We start from the raw sequence: 22,073 nt of genomic DNA on the forward strand, positions 1-22,073 counted from the left end.
CCGTCGCGGGAGCGCCCCGCCCGTTTTCAGCCTATTGCACCTTGATGATGTGCCGCCCCATGATCTCGCCGCCAAGGCGAGCAATCAGGCCGGGGGTTTCGTCGAAGGAATAGCGGCCTTCGATCGGCACCGAGATCTTGCCACTGGTGGCCAGCGCATCGAGGTCGGCGATCGCCTGGCTCCGCTCTGCCGCCGTGCGATTGGGGAGCGCGGCCCCCATCACGCTATAGGTCCGGTTGATCATGTCGATCGGGCTCAAGGTGGGAAATCCTGCCGAAATGCCAATCAGGACGAGCCTCCCCCCGAAAGCAATGCCCTGCACCGCCGCGTCGCACGGCTCGCCGCCTACGGGATCGAAGATCACGTCTGCCCCGCGCCCGCCGGTCACCTCGCGGACCGCCTCGCCGATATGCGCCTGACTAGTATCGATGACATGATCGGCGCCCAGTTTCCGGCAGAATTCGGCCTTGGCCTCTCCGCGAGCGGTCGCGACGACCGTTGCCCCCAGCGCCTTGCCGAGTTCGATCGCTGCCGACCCGCTGGCACCCGAGCCGCCCAGCACCAGCAGCGTCTCGCCTTCGGCAAGCTTGCCCCGGCTGACCAGCCCGACATAGGCCGTGTGATAGGGAACGACGAAACCCGCCGCCTGCTCGTCATCGAGCGCGCCGGGCACCGGGAACGTGTCGATTTCCTGCGCGACCGCATATTCCGCAAGGGCACCGGCCTGGTTCTTGTACATCGTGCGCGCCATGACGCGCTGGCCCGGAGAGAAGACGCTGTCCGGCCCGGTGGAATCGATCGTCCCGGAGAAGGAATGTCCGGGGATTGCGGGGCATTCGGTCACGAAGGGGTAGCGGCCCTGCACCGACATCTGGTCGGGGAGGCCCAGCCCGACGGCGCTCACCTTGATTACGACTTCGCCGGGTCCTGCAACCGGCTTGTCCATGTCCTTCAGTTCCAGAACATCGAGCGGTTCGCCAAATTTCGCGGCCTGCCACGCAAACATATCTCTCTCCTCAACTGCGTTCTGAACGACGCATAATTGAGACGGGAATAAAATATCTGGCGGCGCGATGCCACTGGAATTTTTGCAAATCCCGGAGAGATGAAGCTGCCCCGGCGGCAGTGCCTATTCGGCGGAGGTTTTCCGCTTGGCCTGGGCGGCTTTCGCCGTGTCGGACACGCCTTCGATCTTGCGGTCACGCTCGATGCCCAGCAGGAACATGGACATCCCTTCCTCGAACAGCTTGTCTGCGTTGAGTTCGAGCGGGGCGACCTTGCCGAAAACGATGTTCTGCGTCCGCTCAGGGTCGAGGCTCGCGAGCTTGTCTTCGAGGAACTGGCGATGGTCGGCGGGCAGCAGGGCGTGCGAGGCCTGATGCGCAGTAGTGATCACAAACTCATGGATGAGTTGCCCGTAAATGCCCGTGCGCTCGGCGGAAAGTCCCGCCGCGCGCACGCTGCCGACGAACCGGTCGAGCGTTTCGGCACCGTAATCCCGATCGCGGAAAGCGGTGAGTTGAAAAACCCGGAACTGGTGGTTCAGAACAAGATAGGCGGCAATCCCGGGATAGGCCACGAGATGATCGAAAATGGCCCTGGACGAATTTCGCACGTCCTGTTCCCAGTCGCCGGTTGGCTCCGGCCACTTCCCGATCAGGCTCTTGTAGAACAGGTTCATGATGCCCGACGTCAGCCAGTCGCGCCCGCCGATATAATAATGGATCAGCGCCGGCGTGACTTCCAGCGACCGCGCGACAACCACGATCGACAGGTCCTGCAGTGCCACCGTCTTCGAAAGCTTGAGCGCCTTTTGCAGGATGCTTCGCCGGCTGACACCGCCTTTTTCGTTGGCGGACGGACGCCCCGGCCGCCGCCCCGCGCCCCGCGCCGGCTTGCGGTGCGGCTTGCTCGCATCGTCTCCGCTGGTCTTCTTGCCGCTCAAGCCCCCAAGCCCCTATCTTCAAACGAATAACGGCGCGGCATTCGGAATCCACACCCGTAACCCACTCTCTGTCAGACGGATTACCGCAATGTAAAGGTCCGCATTGAGGCAGGTTGGACGATCATCGTACTTTGATAAGCGTTTGGGGCAAGCCGATCTATGCAAGCGCGCAGCCGGCGGGGCGTGCGATCGACCGCCGCATGGCAACCCGAAATCGGCCCGGTGCTTTCCTCAGCGGGTGACCAGAACAGGCCGGAGCCCTGCCGAGGAGTCGTACGCCATGGCCTCCTCGATCTGGTCGAAGCCGAACTCCTTGCCGATTCTCGTCGCGAGCAGCGGATCATCGATGAGCGCTTCGATATCCCGGGTCGCCGCAGCCAGCTTTTGGGGGTCCGCCAACGTCTCCGTCTCGAGCACCGAGTAGCGCTTCATTGTGAGGTTTTTCTCGATGATGTGCATGGTGGAGAACACCGCGGGCTTTGCCGCACCCATGATCCCGGCGACGTAGATTGTCGCGCCTTCGGGCAGTGCCGGCACGATACGGCCGAACAGTTCGCCGCCGACACCGTCGAACACGGCAGTCGTGTCGAGGCGAGCGGCCAGTTCCCGCAATTGTTCCTCGAAATCTCCCTCGCTTGTCAGCAAAACGTTCTCGATCCCCTTGTTGACAAGCGCGTCACGCGAGGCTTCCGAGCGGACGAGGAAGATCGCCGGAATGCCCATCCGGCGGGTCAAGGCCGCGGCAATCAATCCGGTTGCCGAAGACCCCGCCGTGGCGATGATGCCGCGGTGCCCTTCCCCCTGCACCTGCGCCAGAAAGGCATAGATGGTCAGGACGTTGGCGAGCGAACCATTATAGTCTCGCACCCGCACGTTATCGGGCAGGATGAGGCAGGTCTCATAAGGAACCTGCGCCGTCTCGCACCACAGGCCCGTCGCCTCGGCGCTCGGCTTGAGTGCTTTGTAGATGGCCACCTTGCGGCCCAGATATCGCTCCGGAACACCCGCCCCGATCGCAGTGATGGTGCCGCCTCCGTTCGAGCCATAAATATCGTGCAGCGCGGTGGCCCAGGTGCCGTTGGGCAGCGGGTGGCCGAGGAAGAACTTGTCCCCGTGCATGATGCTGGCCGAGTCCATGCTCACAAGCACATGACCAAGCGCGGGCTCCGTCGGCGTCGGCACTTCACGGACTTCGAGCGACCGATCGTCGGTATAGCAGATTGCTTTCATGGCCTTCACACTCCCTTGCCGGCGGACAGATCGGCATAGGCCTTGGTCGCGAATTGCTCGAAGGTCGTGGCCGGGCGTCCGAGCAACCATTCCAGCGTGCGCGGATTGCCGACGAAGTCGTACTGTTTGTACCACGCCATGATGGAGCGGATGATGTCCTCCTGATGGCTGAAATCGCTGCCGGGCTCGCGATCCGCCCATAGCGCGTTGATCAGGTCGTCAGCCGTCCCGGGAGCGGGGGTGATTTCGCGGCCCATCACGCGAGACAGGATCTGCGCCATGCCTGCATGGGTGAGCTTGTCCGGCCCGGCGAGTTCATAGGTCGCGAAGTAGTGGGCCGAGCCTTCGATCAGCACCTTGGCCGCCACATCGGTCAGATCCTCGAGCGAGAGATAGCTGTGCACGCGGCTGTCATCTTCATGGAAGAACGGCAGTGTGCCTGTGTGCATGGCCGGGGCGACATAGACTTCCGGTGTCATGAAATCGCAGGGTCGCAGCGCGGTGAAATTGAGGCCCGATTTGACTAGCGCCAGCTCATGATCGAGCTTGTAGCGGTGCTGGATGATGTCGATGAACGGCTGCAGCAACGACAGCAGGACCACGTGCCGCACGCCGACCTTTTTCGCGGCCTCGACCATGGCATATCCCATCGCCAGCTCGCGCGGATGGGCCCCGGGGCCGATATGGTAGACAGCCTCGCAGCCATCGAGCGCGTCGGCATAGACTTCGGGATCGCTAAGGTCGCCGACGAAGACTTCCTTGGCACCCAGACGGAGCACTTCTTCGTCCCGCCCCGGCGTTCCGCGCGCGCCCCGGACATCGAAGCCGGCCGCAGCCAGCTTGGGGATCAGAAGCTTGCCTTGATGGCCATAGGCAGCGGTGACAAGAACCTTCATTGCAACTCTCCCTCAATCGACTGCGCGCTTTTTCGAAAGCGTTCTTGCCAGCCGAAACAATTGTTATATTTGTTAATTCATGACGGCCTTCAGGCCGCCAGAGCCTGCACGCCGCCATCCGGCGGCTCGCACCGAGTGGTCCGGGGCCGCCGCATCGCAGGACGCGGCAGGCCCGGGCCCGCCGGGATCATTTCATTTCGAAATAGCCCGACTTGCCGGTCACGACATCCGGCTGACCGTCGATCGACGCGGGGCGGATCAACGCTGCGGTGATCTCATGCGACAGGTGCAACGCAAATTCGCGGGTGAAGAGGTTCTTCCAGCGTTGCCGCGCGACGTTGGTTGTCAGCGCCCGTACCTCGCGCGGGCGAGCCATGAGATGCCGCGCCATTGCCCAGGCTTGCTTGAGCAGCTCTTCGCGGGGCACGATGTCGCTCACCAGGCCCCAGTCCAGCGCCTGCTGCGCGGTGACCGGCTGGCCGAGGAACATCGCCTTGTTCGCGCGCTTCAGGCCCATCAGTTCCTGCAGGATCAGGTAGTTCCCGTCGCCGGGCACGAGGCCAAGCGTGAAATGCGGTTCGACGAAGGTCGTATCGGGCGTGCACAGCGTAAGGTCCGCCAGCAAGGGGGTTTCGGCGTGGAAACCCGGCCCGTTGATCGCGCCGATGACCGGGATGTTCACGTTCCAGATCAGCTCCTCGACGATCTTGGTCCCGTCGGTATGAAACATATCGTAGATCAGGTCGGTGAACGGCGGCGGCGCTTCGCCGTCGATTTCCTGGCCGACACTGGTGTTGTGATCCACCGACTTGACCCAGTAATCGCCCGTCCCGGTGAGGATCATGACCTCGTTCTTGCGGTCGGCACCGACCGCGCGGAACATCTGAGCGAAGGCGCGGTGCATCTCGAGGCCGAACAGGGCTTCCTCGCCATTGGTATGCACGCGTACCTCGATGATGCCATCTTCGCGCTTCATCTTGAAAAAGGGAGAGAGGCGTTCAGAGTAGCTCTCAAACGCTTCGTCCGGCAGGAACCTGGTCACCATTTCAATATCCTTCCCAATGAATCGTTCTGACGCGACGTGGCCACGTTCGGTGGCCTTCTCTCCGCCGGATGTCGGCTGCTTCCGGACCATCCCGACCAGCATGGATCGCGGGCCCGCATGGCTGAAGCCACGGCCAGTAATTAACGTACATAACAATAAAAATGCAGGCAATCGATATATGGCGCTGGTTGGCGGATACGCGCCCCAATCGGCGTTGCGGCAAGGCAGCGATGACGTCGATTGCCGGTCACGGCCCTCAGGGGGGCGACCTGCATTTTCGGAACCAGGCGTTGCTGATCGGCCCAGGGTCTCGTGGATAGGCCCGTACCGATCGGCAAAGGTCCACCGACCATGGCGCAAGCGGCCGCAGGGAAGCGCCGGCGGAAATCTACCCTCCCGCCGGCGCCCTGCATTGTTGTCGTCTCGCAGATGCTCGGCTGGCGATCTTTAAACGATCGCCAGCGATCATCGGAGCCTAGAAGCTGTACCCCAACGTCACGCCATAGGTGCGCGGCGGAGCAGGCTGCGCGATGTCGGACCCTCCGGCCACCCCGGCCTGGTAGGTGTAATAGTAGGAGTCGGTCAGGTTGCTGCCCCAGACCGAGAGACGAAGCCCGTCGTCGCCTTCCCAGCCGAGCGAAGCGGAAAGCACCACATGCTCATCCACGAAGAGGCGGTTGTCCAGTTCGTTATAGGCCTTGCCGGAATACAGAAGATTGCTGCTAAGCCTGATCGCCCCGCCATTGACCGGCTGACGATATTCGAAGCCGATATTGCCCGAGAGTTCGGGAGCATTGGGCAGGCGATTTCCCTTGGCATTATAGGTTGGGTCACCAGTGTCGTTGAAGCCACTGGGCAGACGTTCCGTATTGGGAGCACCCGGAAAATCGCCGATCTCCGTGTGCAAATACCCACCATTGGCACGCAGAGTAAGTTCCCGTGTGACCCTTCCGGTCAGTTCCACTTCGACGCCGTAGAGCTTTGCAGACGGCCCGTTGACGGTCGAAACAACGCCAGCGACCACGCGCTGAAACTGGATGTTCTCGAAATCATAGTAGAAGGCCGAGCTATTGAATATCAGCCTTCGGTCGAGCAACTGCGTTTTCAGGCCGACCTCATAGGCGTCGAGCTGTTCGGGCAGAAAACCCGTATTGAACGAAGGCGCGGTCCCGAGAGAGAAGCCGCCCGATTTCGTGCCGCGGTTATAAGAGATATACCCCAGCACCTCGGGACTGAATTTATAGTCCAGAGAAACCCGCCATGTCGGCTTTTCGGTTACAATCTTCTTGGTCTGTTCGGGGTCGAGGGCAATGGGCGAGTCCGAGATATATTGGGACCCCGTATAGGTCACCTCGTCCCGGGTATACCGAATCCCCGCGGTCAAACTAAGCTGGTCCGTCAGCGGATAGGTGCCTTGCGCAAAGCCCGAGATCGACCGGGTCTTGTCCACGCCGAACAACGACACGCCGGGAAGCGGCGAGAATGCAAGGCCCGTGATTTTGGTCGGATCGATTTCTGCGTCGTAATTATAGTAAAAAACGCCGGCAAGCCACTGAAAGTCCGAGTCCGAGGGAGCCAGCACATGGAATTCTTCGGATATCATCCGCGTATCGATGACGAAATCACCCCTGACGATGGGCAGCGGCGTAGTGTCCTGGTCGATCACCTGAGTCGCGTCGAATTTCGAATAGGCGGTAATGCTCCGGACCATGAACGGTCCGAAATCATGCGTAGCGGTAAGCGATCCGCCATAGCCCTCGCCATCGACGAACGCATCGGCATTGCCGGCGGTCTGGTATCGCCCCTGAAATCCCAGACCCGCGCCCGGGGGGTTCTGGAGGGCAATATTGTGGTGATTGAACTTACCGTAATTGCCCGCCAGGGTTATTTCGGTCGCATCCCCCGGCGTGAACAACAGCTTCCCGCGCGCGTTGAAATCGCGAGCATAATAATCGTCCGTGCCGAGTGTTACGTTGCGGCCCCAGCCCTCATTCTGATTTTGATACTGGACCGCCAGATTTGCTGCCAGACTGTCCGTCAGGCCGCCTGAAATATAGGCCGACGAACTTACGGTTTCGTAATTGCCATAGCTGACATCGAAATCCATCTCGGGATCGAAGCTTGGCGCCTTGGTGATAACCTGCACCACGCCGCCCGTCGCGTTGCGACCGAAAAGCGTGCCTTGCGGCCCCTTGAGCACCTCGATCCGCTCGAGACCGTTGAATTCGAACACATTGGCATAGACGGACGGCTGGTAGACGCCGTCAACATAGATCGCGACGGAGCTTTCAGCGGCAATATCCGCCGAAGAAGATCCGATCCCGCGCAGGAACGGAGCGGCAGCACCAACCGACTTGACCACAACCAGGTTCGGAACGACCGACTGAAGCTGCGACGTGCCGGTAATCCCGGTATTTTCCAATGTGGAGGAATCGACCGCACTGATGGAAATCGGCACATCCTGAAGGCGCTGCTCGCGCCGTTGCGCCGTGACGATAATAACCCCGGCGTCCTGATCGGCTTCATCAGCCCGATCGTTTCTGCCAACCGTGTCTTGCGAAGGCTGCGAATTGCCCGCCGTCTGTGCCAGCGCAGGCTGAATCATGAAAGTGAAGGCCGAAGCCCCGCTCAACAATAATAGCTTTGCCCTCATCCGATTATCCTCTCCCAATATTTATTTTTATTTGCTCGCAATAAAATTGCTGCAATTTTTGTTTGCCAGCTACTTCGCGCCCAATTGTGGAGCACGATTTTTGCCGAAGAAAATTTTTATGATAGGGGGATTAATTTGTCAAGGCGCTTGAGGCCCCTCTCAAAATCATCTGACGGGACTTACGAAGAACGCGATGTCCTTGTTCAGCACAGTTTCCCGCCCCCTCTGAAGCGACGCGCCACGAACCGGTCGAGATGCCGGACGTCAGGCTGAGATTTCCTTCCGACAAGAGCCGAATGCCCTTAAGTCAGGATCTCAGAATTCACTGCCATCGCGCGCAATCACCACGACACCGCCAAACACGTCGCGCACACCCTGCACATACCCGCGCATGTCGTATTCGCTGTCCACACCCGGCCCGACATGTGTCAGAACGACCATCTTCACACCGGCTCGCGCGGCCAAACGCCCCACTTCATTGGGGGTCAAATGTTCTTCGCGCTGATGGTCGATCGTGGGCTTCAGCTCGGCGTCGGTGGCACCTGCGAACGCGGTCTTTTTCATGATCTCGATCACCGCATCCAGGTCGATCACTTCGCTTACCAGCACATCCGCGCCCCTGGCGAGTTCCACGACCGCGTCCGACGGGCCGGTATCTCCGGTAAAGACGACCGAGCGATCGGGGGTGTCGAAACGATAGGAGTAGGACCGGGCCGCGCCCAGCGGCCGACGTCCGTCGGGCATGGCGCTATAATGCGTATTTTCGACTGCGGTGACGCGAACCTTGTCGTCTTGATAGATGACGGCAGGCCCGGTGACATCAATATCGTGCGGCCTGACCAGTTCTGAGATCGTCGGGGATGGCGGTATCTGGGCCGTGTATATCCCTTCGGGGATCGACAGGTATTTCTCCGCGTCGCTGACGAACGTGCCGGTCGCCGGCGGCCCGTAAATATCGATCGGTTTCCCGGCACGGGCGATCCAGGAGTACCCCAGTAGTGGGGCAAGTCCTGCGACATGGTCGAAATGCAGATGGGTGATAAATATACGTTCGATTTGCGCCGGTTGGATGCCAACCATCGCCAACTGATGTGACACGCCCGGTCCGGCGTCGATCAGATAGAGACGCGATCCCACCTGCAGAAGATTGGCCGACCCTGATCGCTTCGCTTGCGCGATTGGCCCGGCCACGGTTCCCAAAGTAATGATACGCGTAGCCTCAGAGGCCGGAACAGCGCCCTCTTGGGCGGTAGCGTCTCCATTGGAAGCAACTACAGCCGGTGCGGAAAAACATGCAATGGCCATAGCGCCGACAAGAGCGGCGCCGGCAAGCAATGGCGTATGTTTCAAACCATTGCCGGTGTTGGGCATTCGGATCATCCTCTACTCCTGAAATTGATCGCGTTTGTAACGATCGGTGCCGCCATGTTTTCAAAACGGTCTATTTTTATTTGAATCGACTAGTCATGTCGCAACATACGCCATGATATACTTATCCCCGCACGTCCTCTATCTTGTGATATTTTCCACCAAAGAACAGTAATGGCAAAGTATCGCGCTCTTTCTCGAGCTGTTCGACTCTCCCTACTACAAGCAGGTGATCGCCGACTTCGTGCACCACCTCCGTCACGCAATCGATCCAGGCCAGAACGCCATCGAGAATGGGCTGGCCCCCGGGGCTCGAACGGTGGCTCAGCCCGGCAAACTTGTCGGGTGAACTCGCGGCGAAACGCTTGCAATATTCCAGCTGTTCGTGACCCAGCACGCTGACGCAGAAGCGCCCCACTTCTGCGATTCCCTGCCAACTCGACGAGGTTTTCGCCGGGCAGAAGCCAACCAGGGGCGGATCGAGCGAGATCGAAGAGAACGAACCGACGACCATGGCATGCTTGCGCCCGTCGGAACCTTGCGCGGCGACCACGCAGACGCCGGTCGGATAGGCCGACAGGACATCGCGAAACTTCCGGGAATCGATCATCGATTCCACGATCTGGCCGCGATCGGATCGGGCGTCCTCCGGGCGCTTCTCGCCGCCATCAGACGGGGCCCGGGCAATGAATCGCAGCCAGCTTGTTCGACATTTGCTTCTCCGCCTGATCTGCAGTTGGGCCAGGGCATCGCACCAGGGCTCGACCTGGTCCCTGACAGCAGAGCATCTCTCACCGGGATCATATTTTATACGGGTAATAAATGACAAGATCGATCTGCGCGGTCAATTCTAGGGTTTCGGCTGAAGGCCAGGCGCACCCTTCGTGGCTGGTCCGGTTCCTCTCGGACGACGCGGGAAAGGAACGCACAGGTCAGATCGCCGCCAGCACGGCGTCACCCATCTGCGCCGTCGTCAATTTTCCGCCGAGGTCCGGTGTGCGGGCACCGTTTTCCAGCGCCTTCGCCACCGCCGCATCGATCCGGTCGGCCTCCGCCCCCATGCCGAGCGAATAGCGCAGCATCATCGCGGCTGACAGAATGGTGGCGAGCGGGTTGGCCTTGCCCTGCCCCGCAATGTCGGGTGCCGAACCGTGAATCGGTTCGTACAGCCCCTTCTGTTCCGCATCGAGCGAGGCTGACGGCAGCATGCCGATCGATCCGGCACACATCGACGCCAGATCGGACAGGATGTCACCGAACAGGTTGCCGGTAACGATCACGTCGAACTGCCCGGGATTACGGACCAGCTGCATCGCGGCATTGTCGACATACATATGGCTGAGTTCGACATCGGGAAACTCGGCCGAAACCTCGATCACGACATCGCGCCACAGCTGCGAGGTTTCGAGCACATTGGCCTTGTCGACCGAACACAGCTTGCCCTTGCGGGCGCGCGCGGTCTCGAAGCCGACGCGGGCGATGCGGGACACCTCGTCCTCGTCATAGGACATGATGTCATAGCCTTCGCGGCGACCCGTCGCGGTCTTGCGCATGGCCTTTTCGCCGAAATAGACATCGCCATTGAGCTCGCGCACGATCACCATGTCGATCGCCTGCGCCACTTCGGGGCGCAGTGCCGAAGCGTCGGCCAGTTCCTTGAACAGGGTCGCCGGGCGCAGGTTGGCGAACAGCGTCAGCTCCTTGCGCAGGCCCAGGATCGCCTGTTCCGGGCGCAGATGCCGCTCCAGCTTGTCGCACTCGGGATCGCCGACCGAACCGAACAGGATCGCGTCGGCGCGCCGGGCGATGTCGAGCGTTGCGGGCGGCAGCGGGTGCCCGGCGGCCTTATAGGCCGCGCCGCCGACCAGGGCGGTTTCATAGCGCAGCTTGTCGCCAACGACCTTGTCGAGCACGCGAACCGCCTCGGCGATGACTTCGGGGCCGATGCCGTCTCCGGGCAGCAAGGCAATCAACATGTCGTGTTCCTCTTCGGTGTCGTTTTGTTCAAAGCCAGGGTCGATCCGCAGCCATTATCGCTTCGAAAGCAGCAATTTCCGCGTCCTGCGCCAGCGTCATGCCGACCTCGTCCAGCCCGTTGAGCAGACAATGCTTGCGGAACGGATCGATTTCGAAGGTGAAGCGGTCCTGGAACGGCGTGGTTACCGTCTGATTTTCGAGGTCGATGGTGATCGGGTCGGTCTTCGCGACTTCAAGCAGACGGTCGACCACCTCCTGCGGCAGGACCACGGTCAGAATGCCGTTCTTGAAGGCATTGCCCGAGAAGATGTCCGAGAAGCTGGGCGCGATGATCGCCTTGATTCCCATATCGAGCAGCGCCCATGCGGCATGCTCGCGGCTCGACCCGCAACCGAAATTGTCGCCCGCGATCAGGATATTGGCACCGGCATATGCGGGATCGTCGAAGATGTTGCCGGGCTCCGCACGGATCGTCTCGAACGCGCCCTTGCCCAGCCCCTTGCGAGTGATCGTCTTGAGATATTGCGCCGGGATGATGACGTCGGTGTCGACGTTCTTGAGGCCGAAGGGGATCGCCCTGCCCTCTACAACGCGGATCGGGTTCATGCGTCGGCTCCCACCGGTTCGAGTTTGCGGACGTCCGCCAGATGGCCGGTCACTGCCGCCGCCGCTGCCATCGCCGGGCTGACCAGATGGGTGCGCGATCCCGGCCCCTGCCGACCGACGAAGTTGCGGTTGGAGGTCGAGGCGCAGCGTTCGCCCGGCGGCACCTTGTCGGGGTTCATCGCAAGGCACATCGAGCAACCCGGCTCGCGCCATTCGAAGCCAGCGTCAATGAAGATGCGGTCGAGCCCCTCTTGCTCAGCCTGACGCTTCACGAGACCGGAACCCGGCACGATCAGCGCCTGGCTAACGTTGTCAGCGACCTTGCGGCCCTTCACCACCGCTGCGGCAGCGCGCAGATCCTCGATCCGGCTGTTGGTGCAGCTGCCGATAAAGATGTTCTCGACCGCAATGTCCTCCATCCGCGTGCCGGGGGTCAGCCCCATATAGTCGAGCGACTTTTGCGCTGCGGCCTGCTTGGACGGGTCGGCAAAGCTCGCCGGATCGGGCACCACGCCGGTGATCGGCACCACATCCTCGGGGCTGGTCCCCCAGGTCAGCGACGGTGCGATGGCGGCGGCATCGATCACGACGACCTTGTCGTAGTTCGCGCCCGCGTCGGTCGGCAGCGTTTTCCACCAGGCCAGCGCCTTGGCCCACTTGTCGCCCTTCGGCGCCATCGGCCGGCCCTGAAGATAGGCGTAGGTTTTCTCGTCGGGCGCCACCAGCCCGGCGCGCGCGCCTGCTTCGATCGACATGTTGGCGACCGTCAGCCGCCCCTCGATCGACATCTCGCGAAAGACGTTGCCGGTATATTCGATGACATGGCCGGTGCCCCCGGCCGCGCCGATCACGCCGATAATGTGCAGGATCACATCCTTGGGCGTCACGCCCTGGCCAAGCACGCCGTCGACGCGCACTTCCATCGTCTTCGAAGGGGTCAGCAGCAGCGTCTGGGTCGCCATGACATGTTCGACCTCGCTGGTGCCAATCCCGAACGCCAGCGCGCCAAGGCCGCCATGCGCCGAGGTATGGCTGTCCCCGCACACAATCGTCGCGCCGGGCAGCGAGAAGCCCTGCTCCGGCCCGACGACATGGACGATGCCCTGCTCGGGCGCGACCGCGTCGATATAGCGCACGCCGAACGCGGGCGCGTTCGTTTCCAGTGCTGCGAGCTGCGTGGCCGACTGGGCATCCGCGATCGGAATGCGACTGCCGTCCGCGTCCACCCGCGCAGTAGTCGGCAGGTTATGGTCAGGTACCGCCAGCATCAGGTCGGGCCGGCGCAGCTTGCGACCGGCAAGGCGCAAAGCCTCGAAGGCCTGCGCGCTGGTGACCTCATGGATAAGGTGGCGGTCGATATAGATCAGACAGGTGCCATCCTCGCGGCGATCGACGACATGCGCGTCCCAGATCTTCTCGTACAGGGTGCGGGGCTTGCTGGTCATGGGCCGTAATCCATTCAATCAACGAACAACAGCGCGGGCGTTTCAAGCAGCCGCTTGATCGCCTGAACATAGCTGGCCGCATCCCAGCCATCGACCACGCGGTGGTCGCAGCTGATCGACAGGTTCATCAACTTGGCGGCGGCGACTTTCCCGTCCCGGAACACCGGCCGTTCCACCACCTTGTTTGGCGCGATGATCGCCACCTCGGGCCGGTTGATCACCGGTGTGGAGGCAATGCCGCCCATCGGGCCGAGCGAGGTGAGCGTCAGCGTCGAGCCCGACAGTTCCTGCGAGGACGCCTTGCCGCTGCGCGCGGCCTCCGCAAGGCGCACGATCTCGCTCGCCAGCTGCCACACATTGCGGCTCTCGGCGTTGCGGATCACCGGCACCATCAGCCCCGCATCGGTCTGGGTCGCCATGCCGAGATGGACCCCGCCCGAACGAGTGACGATCCCTGCCTCGTCGTCATAGCGGGCGTTGATCATCGGGAAGTCGGGCAGCGTCTTGCAGATCGCAGTGATCAGCAGCGGCAGCATGGTGAGTTTGGGCTTGGCCCCGCGCGTCGCGTTGAGGTCGGCGCGCAGTTCCTCCAGCCTGGTGACGTCGATCTCGTCGACATAGGTGAAGTGCGGGATGGCGCGCTTCGATGCCGCCATGCTCTCGGCGATGCGGCGGCGCATGCCGATCACCCGGACCTGTTCGTCCTGGCGCTGGCCACCGGCAGGGCGATAGCCGCCGCCGGCATTGTAGCTGAGGAACTGGTCGAGATCGCCGTGGCGCACGCGGCCATCTTCGGCAGGTTTCACCTGCGCCAGATCGATGCCAAGGTCCTGCGCGCGCTTGCGCACTGCGGGGCTGGCGAGAACTTTCGCCTCGGTCTTCGGTGCGCTCTTTTCGACCGGCTGGTTGGGCGCAGGCTCGGGATCGGCTTCGTGCGCGTCGTCTGCATCGTTCGCATCGGGGTTTTCGACCTCGATCCGTTCCTCGACCTCGTCATCCTTCGGCGCAGGCGCGGCTTCAGGCTCGGCGGCCTTGGCGTTGTCCTCGGCCACATCGTCGGGAATTGCGCCCTCGATCTCGATGGTGACGAGCATCGACCCGATCGGGATCGTGTCACCCACCTCGCCCGCGATCTCCAGAACCTTGCCCGCGACCGGGCTTTCCATTTCGACGGTCGCCTTGTCGGTCATCATGTCGGCGATCTGCTGGTCTTCCTCGACCATGTCGCCAACCCTGACGTGCCAGGCGACGATCTCCGCCTCGGCGATGCCTTCGCCAATGTCTGGCAGGTTGAAGGTGAATTTCGCCATGAGATCAATCCTGCATCACTGTCTTGAGCGCGGTGGCAACGCGCTTTGGTCCGGGGAAATAGTCCCATTCGAAGGCATGGGGGTACGGCGTATCCCAGCCCGCCACGCGTTCCACCGCCGCTTCGAGCCAGTGGAAACACCGCTCCTGCACCAGCGCCGAGAGTTCGCCGCCAAAGCCGCCATAACGCGACGCTTCGTGGAGGATCACGCAGCGCCCGGTCTTCTTCACGGACTCGACGATCGTATCGATGTCGAGCGGCACGATCGAACGCAGGTCGATCAATTCGGCATCGACGCCGCTGTCCTCGATCCCCGCAAGCGCGACATGGACCATGGTGCCGTATGCAAGCACCGTCGCCGCCTCGCCCTCGCGAACAACCGCCGCCTTGCCGAGCGGAACGGTATAATGCCCCTCTGGCACCTCGGCATCGGCGTGCCCCGCCCAGGACTTTACCTCCTGATCATGGCGGCCATCGAACGGTCCGTTGTAGAGCCGCTTGGGTTCGAGGAAGATCACCGGATCGTTGCATTCGATCGATGAGATCAGCAGTCCCTTCGCATCATAGGGATTGGACGGAATGACCGTCTTCAGTCCGGTAATGTGCGCGAAGATCGCCTCCGGGCTCTGGCTGTGGGTCTGCCCGCCGAAGATGCCGCCGCCATAGGGCGACCGCACGGTGATCGGCGCCCAGAATTCGCCCCCGGACCGATAGCGCAGCCGCGCGGCTTCCGAGACGAGCTGGTCGAACGCGGGCAGGATGTAATCCGCGAACTGGATTTCTGGTACGGGCCGCAGGCCATAGGCGCCCATGCCGATCGCGGTGGCGATGATGCCGCCTTCTGATATCGGCGCGTCGAAACAGCGCTTGAGCCCATGCTTCTGCTGCAACTTGTCGGTCGCGCGGAACACGCCGCCGAAATAGCCGACATCTTCGCCGAAAATCAGCACCTTGGGGTCGCGGGCCAGCATCACGTCGAGCGCGGAATTGATCGACTGGATCATGTTCATCGTGGCCATGATCAATCCTTCGCCTCGCGCAGTTGCTCGACCAGGCGCCAGTCGGGTTCTTCGAAAACGCCCTCGAACATCTGTTCGATCGGCGGTTTGGATTTGCCCAGCGTGCCGATCTTCTCGGCCTGCTTCACGGCGGCGCGCACGGCGGTGTCGAGTTCGGCGGCCAGCGATGCGTGGCGTTCCTCATCCCACGCGCCAATCGCGATCAGGTGGCGCTTCAGCCGCTCGACCGGATCGCCCAGCGGCCATGTCGAGGGTTCGTCCGCCGGGCGGTACTTGGTCGGATCGTCCGAGGTCGAGTGGCCCTCCGCGCGATAGGTGAACAGCTCGATCAGCGTTGCACCGCGGTTGCTGCGCGCCCGTTCCGCCGCCCATTGCGTCGCGGCCCAGACGGCAAGGAAGTCATTGCCGTCGACCCGCAGGCCCGGGATGCCGTAGCCGATTGCCTTGGCGGCAAAGGTCGTCTCTTCGGCGCCGGCGATCCCGGCGAAGGAGGAGATCGCCCATTGGTTGTTGGTCACGCACAGCACGACAGGCGCGTGATAGACCGACGCGAAAGTCAGCGCCTCGTGAAAGTCCCCTTCCGCCGTGGTCCCCTCGCCAATATAAGCCAGCGCAATCTTGTCGTCTTCGGAATAGGCCGACGCCATCGCCCAGCCCACCGCATGGCCGAACCGGCTGCCGACATTGCCCGACAGCGAATAGAAGCCATAGTCGCGCGCCGAATAGAGGATCGGCAATTGCCGACCCTGCAACGGGTCCTGCGCATTGTTGAAAATCTGGTTCACCAGATCGGTCAGCGGATAGTCGCGCGCCATCAGCCAGCTGAGGACGCGATAGGTGGGAAAGCTCATGTCGCCGCGATCGAGCGCCAGCGACTGCGCGGCTCCGATCGCCTCTTCGCCGGTGGATTTCATGTAGAAGCTGGTCTTGCCCTGGCGGTGCGCTCGGAACAGGCGGTCATCGAACGCGCGCGTCAGCATCATCGCGCGCAGCCCCTTGATCATCGTGTCCGTCGGCAGCCTGGGGTTCCACGGCCCGACGGCACCGTCCTGCTCGTCCAGCACCCGGATCAGCGTGTAGGGCAGATCGCGAAGCTCGTGCTCGGGCGCGCCGATATCGGGGCACCGCACCGCACCGGCAGCCGGTATCTCGAAATGATCGAAACTGGGTTGCTCGCCCGGCCGCGCATTGGGTTCGGGCACGTACAGACTCAGCTTGGCACGGTTTTTCATCGCCTCTCCTCCGCACGAGGGTAGCGGAGCGGAGGGAGGAGAGATTTTTCCTATTTATTCCGGATTTGAAATTAATTAGGATGATAATTTCATAAAGCCAGGAATTTTAGGATAGATTGACGGATGGACGATGCTGACCGACGAATTCTGCGTGCAGTGCAGGCGCATCCCGATCTCCCGATCACAGAGCTCGCCGAAAAGGCGGGCCTGTCGCACACGCCGTGCTGGCGCCGTCTGAAGAAGCTGGAAAAGGAAGGCATAATCTCTGGCCGTGCGATTCTGCTCGACCCGAAAAGTCTGGGGCTCGTCATCAACGTGTTCGCAAATGTGCGGCTGAAGCAGCACGATGAGGAAACGCTCGATGCATTGGAAAAGGTGGTCCACGTCCATCCGGAAATCGTCGAGGTTTTTTCGATGAGTGGGTCCAGCGACTATGTGCTGCGCGTCGTCGCCAGGAGCGTCGAGGATTATGAGCGCTTCCTCAAAAAGGTCCTGCTGCACCTCCCGGGTGTCAGCTCGGTCAATTCCAGTTTCGCGCTGAAGACGATCAAGATGACGACGACGCTGCCGGTTTGACAGCCGGCACTCGCCCGCTGGACGCGATGGATCGGATCTTTCGATTGCCGGCCAGCGGGAAATTACCGGCCAGCGGCCGCGCGCTATTGCGCAGGCTCCACAACGCACAGCACCGCATCGACCTGCACCTGTCCGCCGGTGCTGGCGGCAAGATCGGTCACGGTCCCGTCGAACGGCGCGGTGAGCGCGTGCTCCATCTTCATCGCTTCGAGCACCATCAGCCGCTGACCGGCAGTGACGCTGTCCCCCTCGGCCACATCGACCGCGATGACCTTGCCCGGCATCGGCGCGAGGATGGCACCGTCAGCGGCGGTGGCGGTGCCGCCTTGAACACGCCAAGGCGTGATCGCGTATGTCTGACCTGCCTCGTTGACGAGCGCCATTCCAGAGGGTTCGTCAATGCGTAAATCTGCGCCACTCCAATCGCCGACAGACACCTCGACAGCTTCTCCGTCAGCCAAAACGAGCGCACTTTCCTTCGGCGAGGCGTTTAATCGCAGACCTATCAAGCCGCCGTGCCAAGGGTGGTCCTCATATTCGCCGACGTTCCATCGCAACGTCGTGAGCGCCTCACGCAAGGCTTTTGCCGTAGGCTTCGATGGCGGAAGCAGGTTGTCGCCTTTGCGCTCAATGAAGCCAGTCTCAAGATTGGCTGAACGGAAATCGTTATCTGAAGCGGCCAGATAGAGAAAGCCAGCGTTCGAGCGGACAGGATAGACATTGATGTTCGCAAGCTTCGCCAAGAGTCCGTCTATGGCTAAGCCGCGATCCTCTGCGTGCACAACCAGCTTAGCGATCATTGGGTCGTAGTAAGGCGAAACCTCGTCACCTTGCTCCACGCCCGTCTCGACCCGACCTGTCCCTGCGTGAAGGCTGAGAAAATTAAGCCGCCCAGTGCTCGGCAAAAAACCCTTCGCTGGGTCCTCCGCATAGAGCCGCGCTTCGATGGCGTGGCCGTTGATGGACAGCTCGTCCTGCTTCTTCGGGATCGGCTCGCCCGCCGCGACGCGCAGCTGCCATTCGACCAGATCGACCCCGGTGATTTCCTCGGTCACCGGATGCTCGACCTGAAGCCGGGTGTTCATTTCCATGAAGAAGATGCGATCCGCGCGCAGGCCCTCGCTGGCATCGGCGATGAATTCGATCGTGCCGGCGCCCTCGTAGTTCACCGCCTTGGCGGCGCGCACGGCGGCGGCGCAGATTTCTTCGCGGGTCGCTTCGTCCATGCCCGGCGCGGGCGCTTCCTCGATCACCTTCTGGTGGCGGCGCTGGAGCGAGCAGTCGCGTTCGAACAGGTGGACGACATTGCCGTGGCTGTCGCCGAACACCTGCACCTCGATATGGCGGGGCGAGGTGATCCATTTTTCGAGGATCACGTCGTCATTACCGAAGCTGGCCTTTGCCTCGCGCCGACAGGATTCGAGCGAGGACAGGAAATCGCCTTCGGCATCGACCTTGCGCATCCCCTTGCCGCCGCCGCCCGCGACTGCCTTGATCAGCACGGGATAGCCGATCGCGTCGGCCTCCTGCTTCAAGCGTTCGGGGCTCTGGTCGTCGCCGTCGTAGCCGGGCGTCACGGGCACGCCCGCTTCGCGCATCAGCTTCTTGGCGGCGTCCTTCAGCCCCATCGCGCGGATCGAGGACGGCGGCGCGCCGACCCAGATCAGGCCTTCGTTCTGCACCGCCTCGGCGAACTCGGCGTTCTCGGAGAGGAAACCATAACCCGGATGGATCGCCTCCGCGCCCGTCTGCTTGGCGGCAGCGATAATCTTCTCGCCGACCAGATAGCTCTCGGCAGCGGGAGACGGCCCGATATGCACCGCCTCGTCGGCGGAGCGCACATGCAGCGCCTTGGCATCGGCATCGGAATAGACCGCGACGGTGGCGATCCCCATCTCGCGCGCGGTGCGGATGATGCGGCAGGCGATTTCGCCGCGATTGGCGATCAAGAGCTTCTGGATCATGGGCATTACATCCTGAACACGCCGAAGGCTGGGCGATCCTCTATCGGCGCTTCGAGCGTTGCGGCGAACGCCAACCCCAGCACGTCGCGGGTCTGGACGGGGTCGATCACGCCATCATCCCACAGGCGCGCGGTGGCGTAATAGGGGTTGCCCTCGTCCTCGTATTTCTGGCGGATCGGCGCCTTGAACGCTTCGGCCTGCTCCTCGGTCCAGCTATCCGCGTCGCGGTGGACGGTGGCAAGCACGGACGCCGCCTGTTCGCCGCCCATCACGCTGATCCGCGCATTGGGCCAGCTGAACAGGAAGCGCGGGCTATAGGCGCGGCCCGCCATGCCGTAATTGCCCGCGCCGAAGCTGCCGCCGATCAGGATCGTGACCTTGGGCACGGTGGCGGTGGCGACCGCCGTGACCAGCTTCGCGCCATGCTTGGCGATCCCTTCCGCCTCGTATTTCCCACCGACCATGAAGCCGGAGATGTTCTGGAGGAACAGCAGCGGGATGCGCCGCTGGCACGCCAGTTCGATAAAGTGCGCGCCTTTGACCGCGCTTTCGGAGAACAGCACGCCGTTGTTCGCGAGCACCGCGACCGGCATGCCCCAGATGTGCGCGAAGCCGCAGACCAGCGTGGAGCCATAGTCCTTCTTGAACTCGTGGAACTCGCTGCCGTCGACCAGCCGCGCGATCACCTCGTGCACGTCGTAGGGTGCGCGGACATCCTCGGGGATCAGCGCGTAGAGGTCTTCGGCGTCGAACTTCGGCGGGCGCGGGTCTTGCAGCTTTATGTTGGTGGCGCCGCCGGTGTTATCGCCAAGGTGCGACACGATATCGCGCACGATGGTCAGCGCGTGCTCGTCGTTCTCCGCCAGATGATCGACCACGCCGGATTTCTTGGCATGCAGGTCGCCGCCGCCCAGATCCTCGGCGCTGATCTCCTCGCCCGTCGCGGCCTTCACCAGCGGCGGTCCGGCGAGGAAGATCGTGCCCTGATTGCGGACGATCACGCTCTCGTCGCTCATCGCGGGCACGTAAGCCCCGCCCGCGGTGCAGCTGCCCATCACACAGGCGATCTGCGGAATGCCCAGGCTGCTCATCTGCGCCTGGTTGAAGAAGATGCGCCCGAAATGCTCCTTGTCCGGGAAAACCTCGGCTTGGTAGGGAAGATTCGCCCCGCCGCTATCGACCAGATAGATGCACGGCAGGCGGTTCTCCTGCGCGATCTCCTGCGCGCGCAGGTGCTTCTTGACCGTCATCGGGTAGTAGGAGCCACCCTTCACGGTCGGATCGTTGCACACGATCATCACCTGCCGCCCGCTGACGCGCCCGATGCCGCAGATCATGCTCGCGCCGTTGACGTCGCCTTCGTACATGCCGTTGGCGGCCAATTGCCCGACTTCGAGGAACGGCGAGCCCGGATCGAGCAACCGCTCGACCCGCTCACGAGGCAGCAGCTTGCCGCGCGACACATGCCGCTCACGATGCTTCTCGCTGCCACCCAGCGCGGCTTGCGCAACCTTCTCGCGCAGCTCGGTCGCCAGCGCCTTGTTATGCTCGAACCGCGCCTTCGCGTCCGGCGCGTCGCGGTCGAGCTTCGAGGTGAGGACGGGGGCGGTCATCCCGCCGCCCCGATCAGTTCGCGGCCGATCAGCATGCGGCGGATTTCGTTGGTGCCCGCGCCGATGTCGAGCAGCTTGGCGTCGCGCATGTAGCGTTCGACCGGCCAGTCGAGCGTGTAGCCCGCCCCGCCCAGCGCCTGCACGCTCTCCGCAGCAACGCGGAAGGCGTTTTCGCTCGACAGCAGGATCGCACCCGCCGCGTCGAAGCGGGTGGTCTGGCCGGCATCGCAGCTCTTGGCGACCGCATAGGTATAGGCGCGCGCCGATTGCAGCGCGACATACATGTCCGCGACCTTGGCCTGCATCAGCTGGAAGCTGCCGATCGGCTTGCCGAACTGGGTCCGCTCGCGAAGATAGGGGATCACCGTGTCGAGGCACGCCTGCATGATGCCGAGCTGGATGCCCGAGAGCACCACCCGCTCGTAATCGAGCCCGCTCATCAGCACGCCCACGCCGCCGCCGACCGGGCCCATCACGCGGTCCTCGGGAATGCGGCAATCGTCGAACACCAGCTCCGCCGTGGGAGAGCCGCGCATCCCGACCTTCTCGATCTTTTGCCCGATCGAGAAGCCCGCATCGCCCTTTTCGATCAGGAAGGCGGTGATGCCGCGCGATCCGGCCGCACTGTCGGTCTTGGCATAGACCACCAAAGTATCGGCATAGGGCGCGTTGGTGATCCAGAACTTGGTGCCGTTGAGCACATAGCCGCCGTCCACCGCCTCGGCCTTGAGCTTCATCGAGACGACGTCCGACCCGGCGCTCGCTTCGCTCATCGCGAGGCTGCCGACATGCTCGCCGGAAATGAGCGGACCGAGGTACTTTGCCTTCTGCGCGTCGGTGCCCCAGCGGCGGATCTGGTTGACGCACAGATTGGAATGCGCGCCGTAGCTGAGACCCAGCGAGGCGCTCGCGCGGCTGACTTCCTCGACCGCGATCACATGTTCGAGATAGCCGAGACCGAGCCCGCCATCAGCCTCGTCAACGGTGATGCCGTGCAGGCCCAGCTCGCCCATCTGCGCCCATAGCTCCTCGCGCGGAAACCAGTCCTCGCGGTCGATCTTCTCGGCCAGCGGCGCGATCTGCTCATCGGCAAAACGGCCCACACTCTCGCGGATCATCTGGGCACTCTCACCCAGCTGGAAATCGAAATCGGGGGTGGCGCGCATGGTAAAGGCCTCTCTTCGGAATCTTGCGA

The 22,073-nt window shown here is 62.5% G+C and carries 18 protein-coding genes; 1 reads left to right on the forward strand and 17 read right to left on the reverse strand.

The genetic code is table 11. From position 1 onward, the window contains the following. Positions 1 to 31: 31 nt before the first annotated feature. The 14 genes from DKB74_RS05540 to DKB74_RS05605 all read right to left on the reverse strand — a co-directional run bounded on the left by DKB74_RS05540 (position 32) and on the right by DKB74_RS05605 (position 16,725). Positions 32 to 1,006, reverse strand: a complete 975-nt coding sequence (locus DKB74_RS05540; protein WP_109807168.1) for a zinc-binding dehydrogenase — start codon at positions 1,004 to 1,006, stop codon at positions 32 to 34. Between the two features lie 123 nt (positions 1,007 to 1,129). After that, positions 1,130 to 1,945 (reverse strand): TetR/AcrR family transcriptional regulator C-terminal domain-containing protein, encoded by an 816-nt coding sequence (locus DKB74_RS05545; RefSeq protein ID WP_109807169.1) that lies wholly within the window; start codon positions 1,943 to 1,945, stop codon positions 1,130 to 1,132. Positions 1,946 to 2,176: 231 nt separating this feature from the next. Further along, on the reverse strand, positions 2,177 to 3,175 hold the full coding sequence (locus DKB74_RS05550; RefSeq protein WP_109807170.1) for a zinc-binding dehydrogenase: 999 nt from the start codon (positions 3,173 to 3,175) through the stop codon (positions 2,177 to 2,179). Positions 3,176 to 3,180: 5 nt separating this feature from the next. Next, the gene (locus DKB74_RS05555; RefSeq protein ID WP_109807171.1) at positions 3,181 to 4,071 is read right to left on the reverse strand and encodes an SDR family oxidoreductase; all 891 of its coding nucleotides are present in this window, start codon (positions 4,069 to 4,071) and stop codon (positions 3,181 to 3,183) included. A 187-nt stretch (positions 4,072 to 4,258) separates the two neighbouring features. Then, positions 4,259 to 5,116, reverse strand: coding sequence for an enoyl-CoA hydratase/isomerase family protein (locus DKB74_RS05560; RefSeq protein ID WP_161956805.1), 858 nt, complete (start codon positions 5,114 to 5,116; stop codon positions 4,259 to 4,261). A 475-nt stretch (positions 5,117 to 5,591) separates the two neighbouring features. Continuing rightward, entirely contained in the window at positions 5,592 to 7,769 is a 2,178-nt protein-coding gene (locus DKB74_RS05565; RefSeq protein ID WP_109807173.1) for a TonB-dependent receptor, read from the reverse strand. A 315-nt stretch (positions 7,770 to 8,084) separates the two neighbouring features. Next, positions 8,085 to 9,140, reverse strand: a complete 1,056-nt coding sequence (locus tag DKB74_RS05570) for an MBL fold metallo-hydrolase (protein ID WP_161956806.1) — start codon at positions 9,138 to 9,140, stop codon at positions 8,085 to 8,087. 121 nt (positions 9,141 to 9,261) lie between these two features. Next, positions 9,262 to 9,747, reverse strand: coding sequence for a flavin reductase family protein (locus DKB74_RS05575; protein WP_109807647.1), 486 nt, complete (start codon positions 9,745 to 9,747; stop codon positions 9,262 to 9,264). Between the two features lie 322 nt (positions 9,748 to 10,069). Continuing rightward, the gene (leuB, locus tag DKB74_RS05580) at positions 10,070 to 11,113 is read right to left on the reverse strand and encodes a 3-isopropylmalate dehydrogenase (protein WP_109807175.1); all 1,044 of its coding nucleotides are present in this window, start codon (positions 11,111 to 11,113) and stop codon (positions 10,070 to 10,072) included. A 28-nt stretch (positions 11,114 to 11,141) separates the two neighbouring features. Continuing rightward, positions 11,142 to 11,720 carry a 3-isopropylmalate dehydratase small subunit gene (gene leuD / locus DKB74_RS05585; RefSeq protein WP_109807176.1) on the reverse strand — a complete coding sequence of 193 codons (579 nt, stop codon included), beginning with the start codon at positions 11,718 to 11,720 and terminating at the stop codon, positions 11,142 to 11,144. Next, on the reverse strand, positions 11,717 to 13,165 hold the full coding sequence (gene leuC / locus DKB74_RS05590) for a 3-isopropylmalate dehydratase large subunit (protein WP_109807177.1): 1,449 nt from the start codon (positions 13,163 to 13,165) through the stop codon (positions 11,717 to 11,719). Before leuC ends, leuD begins: the two co-directional genes overlap by 4 nt. A gap of 14 nt (positions 13,166 to 13,179) precedes the next feature. Next, positions 13,180 to 14,475 (reverse strand): dihydrolipoamide acetyltransferase family protein, encoded by a 1,296-nt coding sequence (locus DKB74_RS05595; RefSeq protein ID WP_109807178.1) that lies wholly within the window; start codon positions 14,473 to 14,475, stop codon positions 13,180 to 13,182. 4 nt (positions 14,476 to 14,479) lie between these two features. Next, entirely contained in the window at positions 14,480 to 15,493 is a 1,014-nt protein-coding gene (locus DKB74_RS05600; RefSeq protein ID WP_109807179.1) for an alpha-ketoacid dehydrogenase subunit beta, read from the reverse strand. Between the two features lie 2 nt (positions 15,494 to 15,495). Next, entirely contained in the window at positions 15,496 to 16,725 is a 1,230-nt protein-coding gene (locus tag DKB74_RS05605) for a thiamine pyrophosphate-dependent enzyme (protein ID WP_109807180.1), read from the reverse strand. Positions 16,726 to 16,848: 123 nt separating this feature from the next. Here DKB74_RS05605 and DKB74_RS05610 point away from each other — a divergent pair, with 123 nt between their 5' ends. Next, positions 16,849 to 17,301 carry an Lrp/AsnC family transcriptional regulator gene (locus DKB74_RS05610; protein WP_109807181.1) on the forward strand — a complete coding sequence of 151 codons (453 nt, stop codon included), beginning with the start codon at positions 16,849 to 16,851 and terminating at the stop codon, positions 17,299 to 17,301. A gap of 83 nt (positions 17,302 to 17,384) precedes the next feature. Here DKB74_RS05610 and DKB74_RS05615 read toward each other — a convergent pair whose 3' ends face one another. Genes DKB74_RS05615 through DKB74_RS05625 form a run of 3 tightly spaced genes read right to left on the reverse strand, consistent with a single transcriptional unit; the run spans position 17,385 to position 22,044 of the window. Continuing rightward, positions 17,385 to 19,265, reverse strand: a complete 1,881-nt coding sequence (locus DKB74_RS05615) for an acetyl/propionyl/methylcrotonyl-CoA carboxylase subunit alpha (RefSeq protein ID WP_109807648.1) — start codon at positions 19,263 to 19,265, stop codon at positions 17,385 to 17,387. Positions 19,266 to 19,270: 5 nt separating this feature from the next. After that, positions 19,271 to 20,878 (reverse strand): carboxyl transferase domain-containing protein, encoded by a 1,608-nt coding sequence (locus DKB74_RS05620; RefSeq protein WP_109807182.1) that lies wholly within the window; start codon positions 20,876 to 20,878, stop codon positions 19,271 to 19,273. Beyond that, complete coding sequence (locus DKB74_RS05625; protein ID WP_109807183.1) at positions 20,875 to 22,044, reverse strand: acyl-CoA dehydrogenase family protein; 1,170 nt, start codon at positions 22,042 to 22,044, stop codon at positions 20,875 to 20,877. The genes DKB74_RS05620 and DKB74_RS05625 overlap by 4 nt, the downstream gene beginning before the upstream one ends. Positions 22,045 to 22,073 lie beyond the last annotated feature (29 nt).

This window comes from Stakelama portus, assembly GCF_003171655.1.
Classification (GTDB): domain Bacteria; phylum Pseudomonadota; class Alphaproteobacteria; order Sphingomonadales; family Sphingomonadaceae; genus Sphingomonas; species Sphingomonas portus.